We start from the raw sequence: 15993 nt of genomic DNA on the forward strand, positions 1-15993 counted from the left end.
AATGCAGGTAAAAATAGCTGAACCTTGGAAAAATATTTTAAATCAAGAATTTGAGAAACCCTATTTTAAAGAGTTGGCTAATTTTGTTAAAAAGGAATATACAACTACAACCTGTTACCCAAAAGGAGCAGATATTTTTGCAGCATTCGATTATTGTAATTTAAATAATTTAAAAGTTGTTATCATTGGGCAAGATCCTTATCATGGGCCAAATCAAGCCAATGGTTTGTGTTTTTCTGTAAAAGATGAAATTGCTCACCCACCTTCATTAATTAATATTTTTAAAGAAATTTCTACAGATTTAAAGGTTGAATATCCTAAGAGTGGAAATTTAGAACGATGGGCAAAACAAGGTGTGCTATTGCTAAATGCAACCTTAACAGTAAGAGCTCATGAAGCAGGAAGTCATCAAAAAAAAGGATGGGAAACATTTACTGATGAAGTAATTCAACAAATTTCTAAAGAAAAAGAAGATATCATCTTTTTACTTTGGGGTGGTTTTGCAAAGAAAAAGGCCAAATTGATTGACAAAAGCAAACATCATATTTTAGAATCTGGTCATCCATCACCTTTAAGTGCAAATCGAGGCTATTGGTTTGGTAATAAACATTTTTCTAAAACTAATGAGCTTTTATCTTCTCTAGGAAAAGAAATAATTGAGTGGTAACTTAATGAAATTAAGTAAAATAATAGACAAAGAAAAATCCACTTGGTAAAGTGGATTCATTGAATTTGAAATTAAGAAACAATTAGATTTAAACTAAATCTGCTTGCTTTACGATTGTTTGGGTAGTTACATCATCAGCCAAACCACATGAACTTGATGTGCTTCTGCAAGAAGAAAAACAAATAATTCCTAAAATACAAACTGCAATAAATACTACTTTTTTCATTCTATTTTATTTACGATTTAAAGGTACATATTTTTTATGAAATCACTAGAATTTTTCTTCTTTTCAATAACGTTAAAGGTTATCATTTTATTTTGAATACGTGTTATTAAATTTTTAGTGATGGGTTTATTACTATTCCAAGATGTTATTTTTAACCATTTTTGAATGTCTTCTAGCTTTTGTTTGTACCTCTTAGCCAATGTTTTATCAATATCTGGGATAGATTTAAAGTTTTTAGTTTTTGCATTTATAATTTCTAAAACTTTTTGAACTTCGTCAAAATTATTTTCTAAAACCTCATTTCTTACAGCAATTACAAAACAAGGCCAAGGAGTAGGGCAGTTATCTATTCTTCTAAAGGTACCATCATCAACTAAAGGTTTTGTAGTAAAATGCTCCCACATAAAATAGTCTGCTTCTCCATTTGTTAAAGCTTCTATACCACCTTCTAAATTTTTAATAACTTTAAATTTAAGTTTTGTTACATCCCAACCTTGATTATGTGCATTAACAATGGCCATTAAGTGAGAACCAGAGCCAAATCTGCTAATTGCAATAGTAGCATGTTCTAAATCATTAATAGTTTTGAATTTTGATTTTGCACCAACATGAATACCCCAAACTAAAGGAGATTTTACAAAGGTTTGCACAATTTTAGAAGGATTACCATTAGAAATATCTTTAATTATACCTTCTGTTAATACAATTGCAATATCTACTGTACCTTCTCTTAAAGCTTTACACATTTGACCTGTACCTCCAGGATAATCTTGCCATCTTAAATTAATATTATGCTCTGTATATTCTTTATTTTTTAAGGTTAAATACCAAGGATAATTAAAATGTTCAGGTACTCCACCTACTTTTAAATTTGTCATTTATTTAGCAATTTTATCTAAGGTATATTGTATTAAATCTTCTACAACTTGAGCTGGCTTTTTACTAAAGGTTCCATTTGCTCTGTTTGCAATTATTGCATTCATAGAAACAGCATTATGACCTAAAAGTTTAGATAGGCCATATATAGCAGAAGTTTCCATCTCTAAATTGGTAATTCTAATTGCGTTAAAATTAAAACTATCAATTTTAGAATTTAGGTTTTCGTCTTGTAAGGCTAATCTTAATTTTCTTCCTTGAGGACCATAAAAACCACCTGCAGTTGCTGTAATTCCTGTATAGATAACATCAGAAATTATTTTGTCAGCAAGAGTTTTATTATTGGCAACTACCAAAGGAGCTGCTTTTTTGGCACTCCAATTGGTTTGAGATATAAATTCATTTTCTATTTCTGGATGCGAAATTTCATCCACTTTATAAGCTTGTAACATTCCATTTAAATCTATGGCATGAGAACTAAGTAAAAAAGAATCTACAGGAATATCTGCTTGTAGAGAACCAGACGTACCAATTCTTACAATGTTTAAAGCTGTATGATTATTTTTAATTTCTCTAGTCTTAAAATCGATGTTTACTAAAGCATCTAATTCATTTAAAACAATATCTATATTGTCTGGTCCAATACCTGTAGATTGAACAGTTAAGCGTTTACCCTTATAAAAACCTGTAGTTGTTTTAAATTCTCTTTTTTGTGTGGTAAATTCAATATTATCAAAATGTTTTGTAATTTGATCTACTCTATCTTGATCTCCAACAAAAATAATATCGTTTGAAATATGTTCTGGTCTTAAATTTAGGTGATAGATACTTCCATCAGGATTCAAGATTAATTCAGATTCTTTTATAGGCATTTAAGAGGTAATTTGTAAAAGCTTGTTTGCTTTGTTATGATGCAAATAGCTATATTTTTTAGAACCCCCAAGATAAGAATTATCATTTCTTAAATGAGCGTAATAATTTATTTGATTTTCTAAAACCTGTTTTCCTTTTTTACTAAGCTCTACAGGATTAAAAGAAGAAAATAGCTTTTTTAATTCATTAATACTATTCTCATATTGAATATCACCAAAACCATAATCATTTTGTTGTTTTAGTAATTGGTGAATTAATTTATTTTTGGTTACTGGTTGCTTGTTATTTGCAATTTTTAGAATTCTATTTTCTACTTCATTCAGGCCATTTTCAATAGAAGGAAATCGTTTTAAATGCATTTCTATAGCAGATGCTAAATATTGAAAAGGTGTTGTGTTTTTAAACTTATATACTGTTTCTAATCTTAGTGGAGAATCTGAGCAATATAATTGCCAAATATAATCTGCATAGGCTATATCGTCTTCAGTAAGTAAAATTCGTTTATCAAAATGATTTTGAATTTGACTTTCATTCAATTCTGGTAAAGCATACATTTTTTTTGATTTACCAATTTTACCACTGCAAACTAAAGAAATGTTGTATCCTTTTCTATATCTTTTTAGCCAGCTTAAAACTGCAATCATGTTAATTTGACAAAACAAATCATACTCGAACCACAATACAATTTCATCATGACTTTTTTTGTTGCAAAGTGCTCTGTATTCTTTCAAAGTATAATCAATAAATTTTTTCTTACTAACATTGTAAGAGGACTTTAAAAACTGAAATCTGTTTTTCCAGAAAGACTCACTACCAACATCTGTAGTTGTTTTACCTTCGCAAAGCATTTCTCTCCAAGTGATAAATTCACCCGAAAACTGTAAGCTTTTTAAGTAATTTGTTGTGCTATCACCATTTGTGATATGTAAAATTGATGCCCCCATAATTTAATAACAAAGAATTTTGATTTTTGTTGTTGTAGGTTATTAACCTCCAACACGTTTTACCTTAAATCCTTTTTCTTTTAACATAGCCATGATTTTGTCTCTATAATCACCTTGAATGATTATTTTATCATCCTTAAAACTACCACCTACAGAAAGTTTCTTTTTAATCTCTTTAGCTAAAGTTTTAAAGTCTGATGTTGCACCTGTGTAACCATCTAAAATGGTAATAGGCTTTCCTTTTCTTTTTTCGTACTTGCAAAGTATTGGGTCATCTTGCAACCAAATATTCGACTTTTCTTTTGGGGGCTCAAGGGGTTCTTTATGTTCTGGAAATAAGTTTTTTAGTTGATCTTTTAAATCCATATGTTGTTTATAATCAGTTTTAAAAATTACTGATTTTTATTTTTTAAGTCCTAATTCTTTTAAACGCTCATCTAAAAACTCACCAGCAGTAATGTCTTCGAATTTTTTAGGGTTATTTTCATCGATACAATTTTCTAATACATCTAATTTCATGTCAGAAACTGGGTGCATAAAAAATGGAATTGAATAACGAGAAGTACCCCACATTTCTTTTGGAGGGTTTGTAACTCTATGAATGGTAGATTTTAATTTGTTGTTACTATGTCTAGATAACATGTCTCCAACATTAATCATTAATTCATCTGGTTCAGCCATTGCATCTATCCATTCACCTTCATGATTTTGCACTTGTAAACCTTTACCTTGTGCACCCATTAAAAGGGTAATTAAATTAATATCTCCATGGGCTGCAGCTCTTTCTGCACCTTTTGGTTCTGTTTGTATTGGTGGATAGTGAATTGGTCTTAAAATACTGTTACCGTTTTTAATATAGTTATCAAAATAGGTTTCTTCTAAGCCTAAATGTAATGCTAAAGATCTTAGCACGTATTTAGCTGTTTTCTCTAACATTTGGTAGGTTTCCTTACCAACTTTATTAAAGTTGTCTAATTCTTCTACAACTACATTTTCTGGATATTCATTAGCATATTTAGAATCTTTATCTACATATTGACCAAAATGCCAGAATTCTTTTAAATCTCCTTCCTTTTTACCCTTTGCAGATTCCTTACCAAAAGACACATAGCCTCTTTGACCACCAATTCCAGGAATTTCATATTTTTCTTTTACATCTGTAGGTAAATCGAAAAAGTTCTTTATTTCTTTATAAAGGTTATCTACCAACTTGTCATCTAAAAAATGACCTTTTAGGGCTACAAAGCCTATATTTTCATATGCATGACCAATTTCATCAATAAATTTTTGTTTGCGAGATTCATCATCAGATAAAAAATCGGCTAAATTAACGCTTGGTATTTTATTCATTCTATTTAAATTTTAATAAAAAGAGATTTTAAAGTTACAAAAAAAGTTAATATTTAAGCACAAAAGCTATAGGAACAATTTTTGAAAGTTCTGTTCTAGAAATTAATATCTATGTGTTAAGTGAAATTATTTTTTTGAAAATGGAATTAGGTAACTAATGGTGTAATTAAATCCAAAGCCAGTTCCACTGTCGAAAATTCTGTTAAAACCTGGTGAATATAAAGTTTTAAAGCCTTCTTGTTCTTTTCCGCTCATTAATATTTTATAGCTAAAACTAAATCCTACAAATAAATTAGAAAAGGTTTCTACTTTAGCACCAACCATTAGCTCAGACCAATGTGCATTTAAATCGGCTGTAGTATTAGGTGTTACAGTAGTTGCAGGAAAATATTCGTTACCAATATTTGGGGTATAACTGTTTAAGGTTTGTTCAAATAAACTAAATCCATATCTATAACCTACAAAAATTTCGTTATTCATGTCTAACCAATTGTCATACGCATTGTAATTAAATCCTAATCTAACGTAGCTACCTTTTGCTCTGGAATTGGTATAATCTTCTTGGCTAGTTTCATCTTCATAACCGAGTTCTGCTGCTACATAAAATCTTTTAGAAATTCTATAATCTCCAACAATTTCAAATCCAGAATTATAAAAGCCATCTATAGCAGATTTAATTGGCTTACTAATATCTGCTCCTAAACGTAAACCATAGGCAGTTTTATAAACAATAGAGTCTTGCTCTATCTCTGTTTTATCTATTTCTGTCTCTTGTGCAAAACCACTAGCGAAAACAAAAAATACAATTAGGCTAATGATAAATTTGTACATGAGCTTCAGTTTGGTTTTCAATTGTGGTTAATGTATTTGGTTCAAAATCGGTTATCCAAGTATTGTCTGATGCAAAATTTACATCATTAAAAATTACCTTAAACCCACAAGAACGAGAAACATATTCGTTTTCTGTAGTATATTGAATGGTAAATTGATTCACAACATTGTTCTTAGAAAAGTTATAAACTGTTTCTGTTGCTGCCGAATTTAAAGGAATAAATAACGAGTCTAAACTAGAGTTAATAAATAAACTGTCTTTACCTTCTGCCCAAACATATAGGTTATCTACAACTTTTACAGAATCTCTATTGGTATCATCATAAAAGCGTAAAATTAGGTTTGGAGTTACAGGATTTTGAGTACAAAAATCATCTTTTTCGCAACTCAAAAATGTAAAGATTATTAAATTTAAAAGAACAAGTGATTTTCTCATATTACTCTTCTACTTCTACAATTTTATTGATAGCTTCTAATAGTTTAAAGTCTAATTCAGTAACACCATCTTCATCATGAGTAGTTAAGGTGATATCTAAAGTATTATAAACGTTTGTCCATTCTGGATGATGATTTAAAGCTTCACACTCAAAGGCAATTCTATTCATGGCAGACATACAATCTTTAAAATTTTCGAATTCAAAATCTGTATGTAAGGCATCTTCGTAAAACTCCCAATCAGGATAGTTTTCTAATTTTGAATTTATTTCTTTCTCTGATAGTTTTTTCATGATGTTAATTTTAATTGCTAAAATAAAATGATTTTATGTAATTAACTGTTAAACAAATCAAGTAATTCTACTTTTCAAACAAAACTACTGTTTCTATATGAGATGTATGTGGAAATTGGTCTACCAAACTAATTTTTTTAATTTGATAACCAGCCTCTCTTAGAATCTCTGTGTCTCTAGCTTGTGTTGCTGGGTTGCAAGACACGTAAACCATTCTATCTGCATTTAGGTTGATAATTTTTTGCAATGTTTTTGGCATAATACCAGCTCTTGCAGGATCTAAAATGATAGTTTTAATTTTATCTTGATATTCAGGATGCTGAGCTAAGAACTTTCCAACATCAGCTGCATAAAATTTTAGACCATCAATATTATTTCTTTTAGCATTTTCCTTAGCATCTTCAATGGCTGATGCAACAATATCTACACCTACAATTTTAGCATTATCGCTTTTAGAAGCCACAATTTGCCCAATAGTTCCTGTACCACAGAATAAATCCATTACAACAGTATTGTCTACTTTAGATTTATCTTCTAAAACGTAATCAACAACTTTTGAGTATAATTTTTCTGCGGATTTTGGATTGGTTTGAAAAAAGCTTTTCATACTAATTTCAAAATTTAAACCCAATAACTCTTCTACAATTTTATCTTTTCCATATACTAAATCTATGCTTCCAGAGGTTGCAATGGTTCTATCACCAACTTCGTCATTTATAGTATGTAATAAACCAGCAACTCTATCACCAAAAAGATCTACTAGAAAATTAGCGAATTTATTTAAATCGAATTTTGGTAAATCATAAGAAGTAGTTACTAAATTAAAAAGTAACTCATTGGTTTTAAATGATTTTCTAACTACAAAATACCTAAAAAAGCCTTCTTTTCTAGGTCCATGCCAAGGATCTAAACCTGTATCTAAACAATATTTTCTGATGTTTTTTAAATTGTCTTCAAACTCTTTATCAAATAAACCAGAATCTTTTTCTAGATTATCTCCCATCCACCAAACTCCACGTCTTTTAAAACCTAAAGTAAATTCGTCTTTATCTCTTTTAGCAACTCTGTCATAGCCAATAGCAGAAAAACCATATTCCATTTTATTTCTATAATGAAATACATTTGGAGAGGTTATAAATTCATCAAATAAATCTTCTATATTTTCTACTTTACCTATTCTTTTAAAAAGAGATAAAGTACTTTCTCTCTTATATTGATGTTGCAATGCTATAGGTAACTGAATATAAGGAGCTCCAGGAATGTCTTGAAAAGGCACTTCTACTTCATTTTCTGAAGGAGTTATCACATCTATTAATTTTGCCTCAGCATATTTTTTACTCGACTTTTTTATTTGGGCTTTTACCAATTGTCCTGGTAAAGTGTTAGGCACAAAAACAACAAAACTACCTTCATCAGAATGAATTCTTGCAATTCCTTTTCCACCAAAAGCATAATCTTCAATTTTAAGTTCTAAAACCTGATTTCTCTTTACAAATTTGTTTCGTTCTCTTCTTGGCATTCTAAAATATTTGGATTGCAAAATTAGGAAAATTGAACACTATTTAGATTAATTTCTTATTTTTGTTTTTCTTCGAGGATGATTTCTTTCCCACGCTGAATTTCTGATTACTTTCAGAAGGATAAAGGTAGAACAGGAATGTTTTTAGTATAAACATTTAAATAAATTAAAATGGCTGTTTTAGACAAGTTAACATCGCAACAAGCGATTGAATTAGAGAACAAATATGGTGCTCATAATTATCATCCACTACCTGTAGTTTTAAGTAGAGGAGAAGGAGTGTATGTTTGGGATGTAGAAGGTAAAAAGTATTACGATTTTCTTTCTGCTTATTCTGCAGTAAATCAAGGTCATTGTCATCCTAAGATTGTAGATGCAATGACAAATCAGGCAAAAACATTAAGCTTAACATCAAGAGCTTTTTACAATGATATGTTAGGTAGGTACGAAAAATTTGCCTCAGAGTATTTTGGTTTTGATAAGTTATTGCCTATGAATACTGGAGCAGAAGCTGTAGAAACCGCTTTAAAAATTGCAAGAAAATGGGCTTATGAAGTAAAAGGAATTGATGAAAACAAAGCCGAAATTATTGTTTGTGAAAATAATTTTCATGGTAGAACAACAACTATTATTTCTTTTTCTAATGATCCAGTAGCAAGAAAAAACTTTGGTCCTTACACAAAAGGATTTCTAAAAATAGAGTATGATAATCTTCAAGAATTGCAAGAGGCACTCGAAAGTAGTAATAATATAGCAGCTTTTTTAGTTGAGCCTATTCAAGGTGAAGCAGGAGTTTATGTGCCTTCTGAAGGATATTTAGCTGCAGCAAAAAAGATGTGTGAAGATCATAATGTGTTATTCATTGCAGATGAAGTACAAACAGGTATAGCAAGAACAGGTCGTTTATTAGCAACTTGTGGTAATTGTTCTTGTGAAGATAAAAATTGTTCTGGAACACCAGAGGTAAAACCAGATATTTTAATTCTTGGAAAAGCTTTAAGTGGAGGAGCTTATCCTGTTTCTGCTGTATTAGCCAATGATGCAGTTATGAATGTAATAAGACCTGGAAATCATGGTTCTACATTTGGTGGTAATCCTATTGCAGCTGCAGTTGCAATGGCTGCTTTAGAAGTAGTAGCAGACGAAAAATTGGCTATTAACGCAGATAGATTAGGTAAAATCTTTAGGGATGAATTAACTGAATTTTGTAAATCAAATGATTTAGTAAAATCAGTTAGAGGTAAAGGTTTATTAAATGCTATTTTAATTAATGATACAGAAGAAAGTTCTACTGCTTGGGATATCTGTATTAAATTAAGAGATAATGGTTTATTAGCAAAACCTACTCATGGTAACATTATTCGTTTTGCACCACCTTTGGTTATGAATGAGGAGCAATTAAAAGAATGTATAGCTATTATAACAACTACAATTACTGACTTTAGTAAATAGGAATAACGTAGTTAAAATATAAAGCCATGATTTAAATTATTAAATCATGGCTTTTTTTTATTTTTGTTAGAACCTAAATTCAAATTTGATGAAAGCTCACAACCCAATAACACAATTAGAACAATTAATTTTAAATGCTGATGCTAGAATATTTCTAAAAGAGACTGCTAAATGGGCTTTCTTTATAGCAATCTTAGGAATTTTTGGAATAGCTTTTATGTTTTTGGGTGCTATTGCCTCTTTTTTTGTTTTTGATGCTTTACCTCAAGCTTCACAAGCACAAGTCCCTTTTGATATGGGTTTAGCTACATCTATCTTTTACTTAGTTATGGCTTTGTTGTATGTTTTTCCTATATATTATTTATTACAGTTTTCTACAAAACTTAAAAAAGCATTGAATACTAAAAATGATGAAGTTTTAGCAAATGCTTTCGAAATGTTAAAATCACACTATAAGTATATTGGAGTCTTATTTATTATCATAATTTCTTTAAACGTACTAACAGTTGTTGCGTTTGCTCTAGGTGCTTTCGCTATATAATTAGTATTACGATTTTGTAGTATCTTTCTTTTTATTGAATAAATTTTTTAAGGTATTCTTTATTTTATCTTTAGTAGCACCTTTGTTAGTTGTATTTGTAGAGTCTTTATCATCTTTTTTAGTATTAAACAAATCTTTCAGTTTGTCTTTACCTTGATTCAGTAAACTTTGTTTCTGCTTCTCTACCAATTGTTTTACCAAATTAGAAGTAGCTGTTTTTAAGTTTGTAGAAAAATTAGGACTCGTAAAACTACCTGTAATATTTGCTTTTACAGGAATACTTTTTACTTCTGCAGCATCTTTAGGATTTAATTTTGAAATTAAACTAGTTACTTCTGTACCCAAATATTTTACAGGTACATCAAAATTTACATCATAATCAATTTTATTTTCAAAGGTATGATTACCAGAGATTTCAATACCTACATCTTTATATTTTAAAGGAATTGGTTTGATATTCACTAGGCCATTTTCGAAAGAAAAATAGGCATTTATACCATCTAAATCTAAACGTTCTGCATTTAAAAATGATACGTTATTACCTAGTACTTGTAACACTTTAGAGTTTTCTGTTGTAAGTTTTGGATTAATTAATTTACCAAATAAATTACCTGTAATGGTTTTTAAATTTGGTGTCATGTTCTCATCTAAAACACCTGCAACATTAACTTTAGAGTTTATTTTACCACCAATAGTTTTTGCAATGGGCGCAATTGATTTTAGCATCTCTAAACTCGAAAAAGATTCTTTTATGTTAATTTCATTTAAATCTAAATCAACCTTAAAAGTAGAGGTGTTATTTTTTGTAGAAACGTTACCATTAAAACCAATATTACCACCAAAAACATCAGATTTTAAATTCTGTAGATTTATAGTTTCGTCTTTTACATAGATTACTCCAGTTACATTTTTTAGGTTAATATTATCATAAGTAACATTTTTTGCATTTGCTGTAAACTTGCAATCTAAAAACGCTGGTATTTTTAAAGATGTTGATTTTGTACTGTCTTTTACCTGTTTTGTACTGCTAGTTTCAGCTAAAAAATCAGCTACTTTAAAATTGGTAGAATTTAAATTGAAATTACCTTTTAGAACTTCATCATTAAATAAAAAGCCATAGAAATTATTTAAATTCCCATTAATATTTAGATCTGAACTTCCTGTTTTTGCATCAAATTCAGTTAAACGAATGGTGTTTGTATTAAAGTTTAAAGCGGTTTTATTGATGTAAAATGGGTTTGCAACATCTTTAGCATCGTATTTAAAATTGCTTACTATAATAGAACCTGAGTTTTGAATATTTTGATAAAGACCTTTTTCAACAGAATTCATATCAAATTTTGTAGAAACATCTGCATTAACAATTCCTGCTAATTCTTGTTCTAATTGAATAGGGTATACCTTGTTTATACTCGTCAAGTTTATAATTCCTTTGGCATTTAAATTCACTTTTGGGTTTGTTGTTAAATTAGCAATATTTCCATTTGCTGAAAATGCATCATCATCTATCTTAAATGTAAGGTTGTTTACATTCACGTATGTGTCATTTGCTAAACCTGTTTTGTTGATGATCTTTGCATCTATATTAATTTGATCTACTGCCTTTGGTAAATCATTATACTTAAACATTGCATTTTTAGAGGAGAATAAAATATCAAAAGTTGGAATGGTTTCTTTTGACAAAATACCTTTTACAACTCCATTTAAATCAAAATTTCCTTCGGTTTTTATGTCATTTAAATTTCCTGAAAATTGTTGAGGTAAAAGTGCAATTAGGTTTTTAAAATCGGAAGTTGGTGTTTTAAATTGAAGGTCATAAAGTTGATTCTCTTCTAACAACTGAATAAAACCATCAAACTCTAAAGGCAATTGATTTATGTAACCTTTATTTTCTTTAAAAGTGTATTTGGTGTTTTTTAAATCGATACCAATTATTGCATCTAAACTAATATTAACATCAGATAAATAATTTACATCATTATAATCTAAACTCAGTAGAGCATTGGTTTCTGTATCTAAATCTAAAATCTCTTCTGCAAAATTACCAGTACCTGAATGATTTATTTCCTTTACGTTTAATTTGATGTTGTTTGTTTCATCAACATAATTAAATGTCATGTTCTCTAATTGATAATCTTCGATATCTAAAGCTAAAGAATTCTGAGTAGTTGTTGTTGAGGTAGAATCACTTGGTATAGCAATATTATAATTATTTTGGTTCTCTTTATTGATGAATATATTTACAAAACCATCTTTGGTAGAAATACTTTGTAGGGCAATAGATTCGTCTGCACTTTTAAATAGTTCAGTAATCTTCATACTTAGATTTAATTCATTTGCTGCATACAATGTATCACCTAAAAATGGAGCTTTATTTTCTACAGTAATTTCATTTACGGTTAAACTTGCTAAAGGAAAATTTGTGAAGAAACTTAGATTTGTGTCTGTAAAAGAAACAGTAGCATTTATATTTTTATTGATGGCATTTGTAACCATCTTCTCAATTTTACCCTTAAAAATAAAAGGAGCAGAAAATAATATGATTATTATGGTTAAAAGTGAAATTAAAATCCACTTTAATACTTTCTTTCCTGTTGATTTTTTTTGAGTTTCCATTTACTAGTTTTAGACACTACAAAGTTACTTGAATAAAGCAAAGAGATTAATTCATTTACTGTTAAATATAACTCAAAACAAAAAAAATCCAGCTTTTTATAAAGCTGGATTTCTATTTGATAAACAATATGTTCTATTGTTGATATTGTTGCATTTTTTCTTCAAATTCTAACATAAAGGTATCCCAATCTGTTGTTGCTAAACCATAAAGGCTGTATAAGAAATATACCCCATTTATACCTAGAGCAATTAGTGCAAATGTTTTTGCTTTACCCATAGCATTAATGTCTTCTGCATCATATTCTTCAGGATTTAATTCAGCTTCCTTTAATTTTTTATTTGCTATTAAGTAAGAAGGTAAGGCTAATAAAATACCTAAACCTAAACAAATACAGCAAACTAAACTGATAGAAGATAAAACATAAATTAAGGTTGTGTTCAGTTTTTTCATGTAATTCTTTTTAAATACTAATTTTAATTAGATAGTTGATAATGATTATTGATAAGTTTATATATGCTAATCTACCAATAATTTTATTAGCATTTTTTATCTTTTTAAAAAAATTAAAAATTGCAAAGCTTATTAGTAAAATGAGCGTAAAAATTGCAGGATACATTTTAAATGCATCAAAAAAATGACCATTTATTAAAAGCAGAAAAGAACGTTGCAAACCACAACCAAGACATTCTATGTTTAAGAATGTTTTGCTAAAGCAAGGCAACATGTAACTTTCTAAATCCTGAAACATAACTTATTTAAACATGTCCATTCCTGGAATATTAGGCATACCACTTTTAGCAGCTATAGCCATTTCGTTTTCGTTTATTTTAGAAGCCTTTTCTATTGCTTTATTTAAGGTTATAATTAAGTAATCCTCAAGCTCTTCTGCATCGTTCAATAAAGAATCATCTATAGTAATAGATTTTATTTTTCTGTTAGCAGTTAGTGTTACTTTTATTTTATCGTCAGCAGAATTCTCATCAACCAAAACTGTATCTAACCTCTTTTTTGTTTCTTCTACCTTTTGCTGGGCTTCTTTTAATTTGCCCATCATTCCTGAAATATCTCCAAACATTTTCTTTCGATTTATTTATTTGCAAGCAAATTTAATAAATCAAATACATTTATCTTGATTCTTATTAAAATGAAAAGAAAATTTCTACAAGGCTTACAATTAAGTCTTATTTTTGCTGACGCCAAAAATTACTAGAAATGAAGAGTACAGATGCTAAACATCCAATTGCAGAAAAGAAACCTACTAGATTAGAGAAACATGGAGATGTTAGAGTAGATAACTATTCTTGGATGCGTTTGTCTGATGAGCAAAAATTAGCTCCAATAAAAGATGAGCAAACTCAAAAAGTTACCAATTATTTAGAAGCCGAAAACGACTATTATAAAGAAGTTACAGCATATACTAAAGATTTTCAAGAAGATTTGTTTCAAGAAATGAAAGGTAGAATTAAAGAAGATGATTCTTCTGTACCTTATAAAAACAATGGCTATTTCTATAATACCAGATATGAGGTTGGGAAACAATATCCTATCTACAGCAGAAAAAAAGGGAATTTAGGAGCGAGAGAAGAAATTTTGTTTGATGTAAACGAAATGGCTAAAGGTTTTGAATATTTCCAATTAGGAGGTTTAAATGTATCACCTAATAATAAATTGGTTGTTTTTGCCACAGATACTGTAAGTAGAAGACAATACTTTTTAAGAATTAAGAATTTAGAAACTGGTGAAATCTATGACGATATTATAGAAAATACTACTGGAGGCTCTGTTTGGGCAAATGACAATAAAACCATTTTCTATACCAAGAAAAACCCAACTACCTTAAGAAGCGAAAAGATTTTTAGACATATTTTAGGAACACCAACTTCTGAAGATGTAGAAATTTATCATGAAGAAGATGACACTTTTGGAACTTATGTAACCAAGTCAAAATCTAAGAAATATATTATTATAAGTTCTTTTGCAACAATGACAACTGAATCTAGGTATTTAGATGCAGATAATCCTACAGGAGAATTTACAGTTTTACAACCAAGATTAAAAAACTTAGAGTACAATGTTTCTCATTATAAAGATCATTTCTATTTTTTAACAAACAAAGATGGTGCTACTAATTTTAAGTTGATGAAAACGCCTGTTTCTAAAACAACTGTAGAAAATTGGGTAGACGTAATTCCACATAGAAAAGATACCTTATTAGAAGATTTTTCTATTTACAGTGATTATTTGGTTTTAGAAGAAAGAACAAATGGACTCAATAAAATACGCATAAAACGTTGGGATGATACAGTAGATTACTATTTGCCTTTTGATGAAGAAACCTATTCAGCAGGTGTTTATGGTAATCCTGAGTTTGATACTGAAGTAATAAGATATTCATACAATTCTTTTACAACACCAAGTTCTGTTATCGATTTTAATATGGCTACCAAAGCCAAAGAAATTAAAAAACAGCAAGAAGTTTTAGGAGGTAAATTTCAACAAGAAAATTATAAAAGCGAACGTGTTTGGGCAACAGCAAGAGATGGTAAAAAAGTAGCTATTTCTTTAGTTTATCACAAAGACACTGTGTTAGATGAAAACACACCATTGTTGCAATATGCTTATGGTTCTTATGGATATACCATTCCTGATAGTTTTTCTACAACTCGTTTAAGTTTGTTAGACAGGGGGTTTGTATATGCCTTAGCACATATTAGAGGAAGTGAATATTTAGGACGAGATTGGTATGATGAAGGAAAAATGTTGCATAAAAAAAATACGTTTTATGATTTTATAGATTGTTCTCAATTTTTGATTGATAATAAATATACATCAGCCAAACATTTATATGCTATGGGTGGTTCTGCAGGAGGTTTATTAATGGGTGCAATTATAAATATGAAACCAGAAATTTACAATGGTATTATAGCAGCTGTGCCTTTTGTAGACGTAGTTTCTACTATGTTAGATGATAGTATACCACTTACAACAGGCGAGTATGATGAATGGGGAAACCCTAACAATAAAGAGTTTTACGATTATATAAAATCATATTCTCCTTATGATAATGTTGAAGCTAAAGAATATCCACACATGCTTGTAACCACAGGTTTTCATGACTCTCAAGTACAATATTGGGAGCCTGCAAAATGGGTTGCTAAATTAAGAGAGTTAAAAACAGACTCAAACTTATTGTTTTTAGATACAAATATGGAAACAGGTCATGGAGGAGCATCTGGACGTTTTGAAGCATTAAAGGAAACAGCTAAAGATTATACATTTATTTTAGCGCTAGAAAATAAGTTAGATAATTAAAAGTACGTGCATTTTTTGTAATTCAAATAGGAAATGTACTTTTGCACTCGATTGAAA

At 29.3% G+C, this 15993-nt stretch carries 18 protein-coding genes; 4 read left to right on the top strand and 14 right to left on the bottom strand.

The genetic code is table 11. From position 1 onward, the window contains the following. Position 1: 1 nt before the first annotated feature. The gene (locus tag LPB302_RS00890) at positions 2-667 is read left to right on the top strand and encodes a uracil-DNA glycosylase (RefSeq protein ID WP_053974470.1); all 666 of its coding nucleotides are present in this window, start codon (positions 2-4) and stop codon (positions 665-667) included. An 88-nt stretch (positions 668-755) separates the two neighbouring features. Here the strand turns inward: LPB302_RS00890 and LPB302_RS00895 are convergent, their stop codons facing one another. The 10 genes from LPB302_RS00895 to rlmD form a co-directional block, all read right to left on the bottom strand. Next, positions 756-893, bottom strand: a complete 138-nt coding sequence (locus LPB302_RS00895; protein ID WP_157593843.1) for a hypothetical protein — start codon at positions 891-893, stop codon at positions 756-758. Between the two features lie 17 nt (positions 894-910). Next, entirely contained in the window at positions 911-1771 is an 861-nt protein-coding gene (locus LPB302_RS00900) for a substrate-binding domain-containing protein (RefSeq protein WP_053974471.1), read from the bottom strand. Next, positions 1772-2641 carry a nucleoside phosphorylase gene (locus LPB302_RS00905; protein WP_053974472.1) on the bottom strand — a complete coding sequence of 290 codons (870 nt, stop codon included), beginning with the start codon at positions 2639-2641 and terminating at the stop codon, positions 1772-1774. Next, positions 2642-3586: a DUF1835 domain-containing protein gene (locus LPB302_RS00910; RefSeq protein ID WP_053974473.1), complete on the bottom strand. Its 945-nt coding sequence runs from the start codon at positions 3584-3586 to the stop codon at positions 2642-2644. Between the two features lie 42 nt (positions 3587-3628). Continuing rightward, entirely contained in the window at positions 3629-3952 is a 324-nt protein-coding gene (locus LPB302_RS00915) for a translation initiation factor (RefSeq protein WP_053974474.1), read from the bottom strand. A gap of 36 nt (positions 3953-3988) precedes the next feature. Further along, positions 3989-4936, bottom strand: coding sequence for an isopenicillin N synthase family dioxygenase (locus LPB302_RS00920; RefSeq protein ID WP_053974475.1), 948 nt, complete (start codon positions 4934-4936; stop codon positions 3989-3991). A gap of 126 nt (positions 4937-5062) precedes the next feature. Continuing rightward, a complete protein-coding gene (locus tag LPB302_RS00925) occupies positions 5063-5767 on the bottom strand; it encodes a DUF6048 family protein (RefSeq protein WP_053974476.1) in 705 nt (234 codons plus the stop codon). Beyond that, positions 5748-6203, bottom strand: a complete 456-nt coding sequence (locus LPB302_RS00930; protein WP_053974477.1) for a DUF6452 family protein — start codon at positions 6201-6203, stop codon at positions 5748-5750. Before LPB302_RS00930 ends, LPB302_RS00925 begins: the two co-directional genes overlap by 20 nt. Position 6204: 1 nt before the next feature. Next, entirely contained in the window at positions 6205-6495 is a 291-nt protein-coding gene (locus tag LPB302_RS00935; RefSeq protein ID WP_053974478.1) for a 4a-hydroxytetrahydrobiopterin dehydratase, read from the bottom strand. 67 nt (positions 6496-6562) lie between these two features. Then, the gene (rlmD, locus tag LPB302_RS00940; RefSeq protein WP_053974479.1) at positions 6563-8014 is read right to left on the bottom strand and encodes a 23S rRNA (uracil(1939)-C(5))-methyltransferase RlmD; all 1452 of its coding nucleotides are present in this window, start codon (positions 8012-8014) and stop codon (positions 6563-6565) included. Between the two features lie 171 nt (positions 8015-8185). On the opposite strand from rlmD, the gene rocD reads away from it, so the two are divergent. Together rocD and LPB302_RS00950 are read left to right on the top strand one after the other, a co-directional pair. Next, on the top strand, positions 8186-9466 hold the full coding sequence (rocD, locus tag LPB302_RS00945) for an ornithine--oxo-acid transaminase (protein ID WP_053974480.1): 1281 nt from the start codon (positions 8186-8188) through the stop codon (positions 9464-9466). 88 nt (positions 9467-9554) lie between these two features. Beyond that, positions 9555-10007 (top strand): DUF5362 family protein, encoded by a 453-nt coding sequence (locus LPB302_RS00950; protein ID WP_053974481.1) that lies wholly within the window; start codon positions 9555-9557, stop codon positions 10005-10007. 6 nt (positions 10008-10013) lie between these two features. Here LPB302_RS00950 and LPB302_RS00955 read toward each other — a convergent pair whose 3' ends face one another. The 4 genes from LPB302_RS00955 to LPB302_RS00970 form a co-directional block, all read right to left on the bottom strand. After that, the gene (locus tag LPB302_RS00955) at positions 10014-12623 is read right to left on the bottom strand and encodes an AsmA-like C-terminal region-containing protein (protein WP_053974482.1); all 2610 of its coding nucleotides are present in this window, start codon (positions 12621-12623) and stop codon (positions 10014-10016) included. 133 nt (positions 12624-12756) lie between these two features. Beyond that, positions 12757-13074, bottom strand: a complete 318-nt coding sequence (locus LPB302_RS00960; RefSeq protein ID WP_053974483.1) for a CCC motif membrane protein — start codon at positions 13072-13074, stop codon at positions 12757-12759. 10 nt (positions 13075-13084) lie between these two features. Then, a complete protein-coding gene (locus LPB302_RS00965; RefSeq protein ID WP_074613550.1) occupies positions 13085-13372 on the bottom strand; it encodes a DUF2752 domain-containing protein in 288 nt (95 codons plus the stop codon). 3 nt (positions 13373-13375) lie between these two features. Then, positions 13376-13699 (bottom strand): YbaB/EbfC family nucleoid-associated protein, encoded by a 324-nt coding sequence (locus LPB302_RS00970; protein WP_053974484.1) that lies wholly within the window; start codon positions 13697-13699, stop codon positions 13376-13378. A 137-nt stretch (positions 13700-13836) separates the two neighbouring features. Between LPB302_RS00970 and LPB302_RS00975 the strand changes: the two genes are divergently transcribed. Beyond that, a complete protein-coding gene (locus LPB302_RS00975) occupies positions 13837-15936 on the top strand; it encodes a S9 family peptidase (protein WP_053974485.1) in 2100 nt (699 codons plus the stop codon). Positions 15937-15993 lie beyond the last annotated feature (57 nt).

It is taken from the genome of Polaribacter dokdonensis (assembly GCF_024362345.1).
GTDB lineage: Bacteria > Bacteroidota > Bacteroidia > Flavobacteriales > Flavobacteriaceae > Polaribacter > Polaribacter dokdonensis.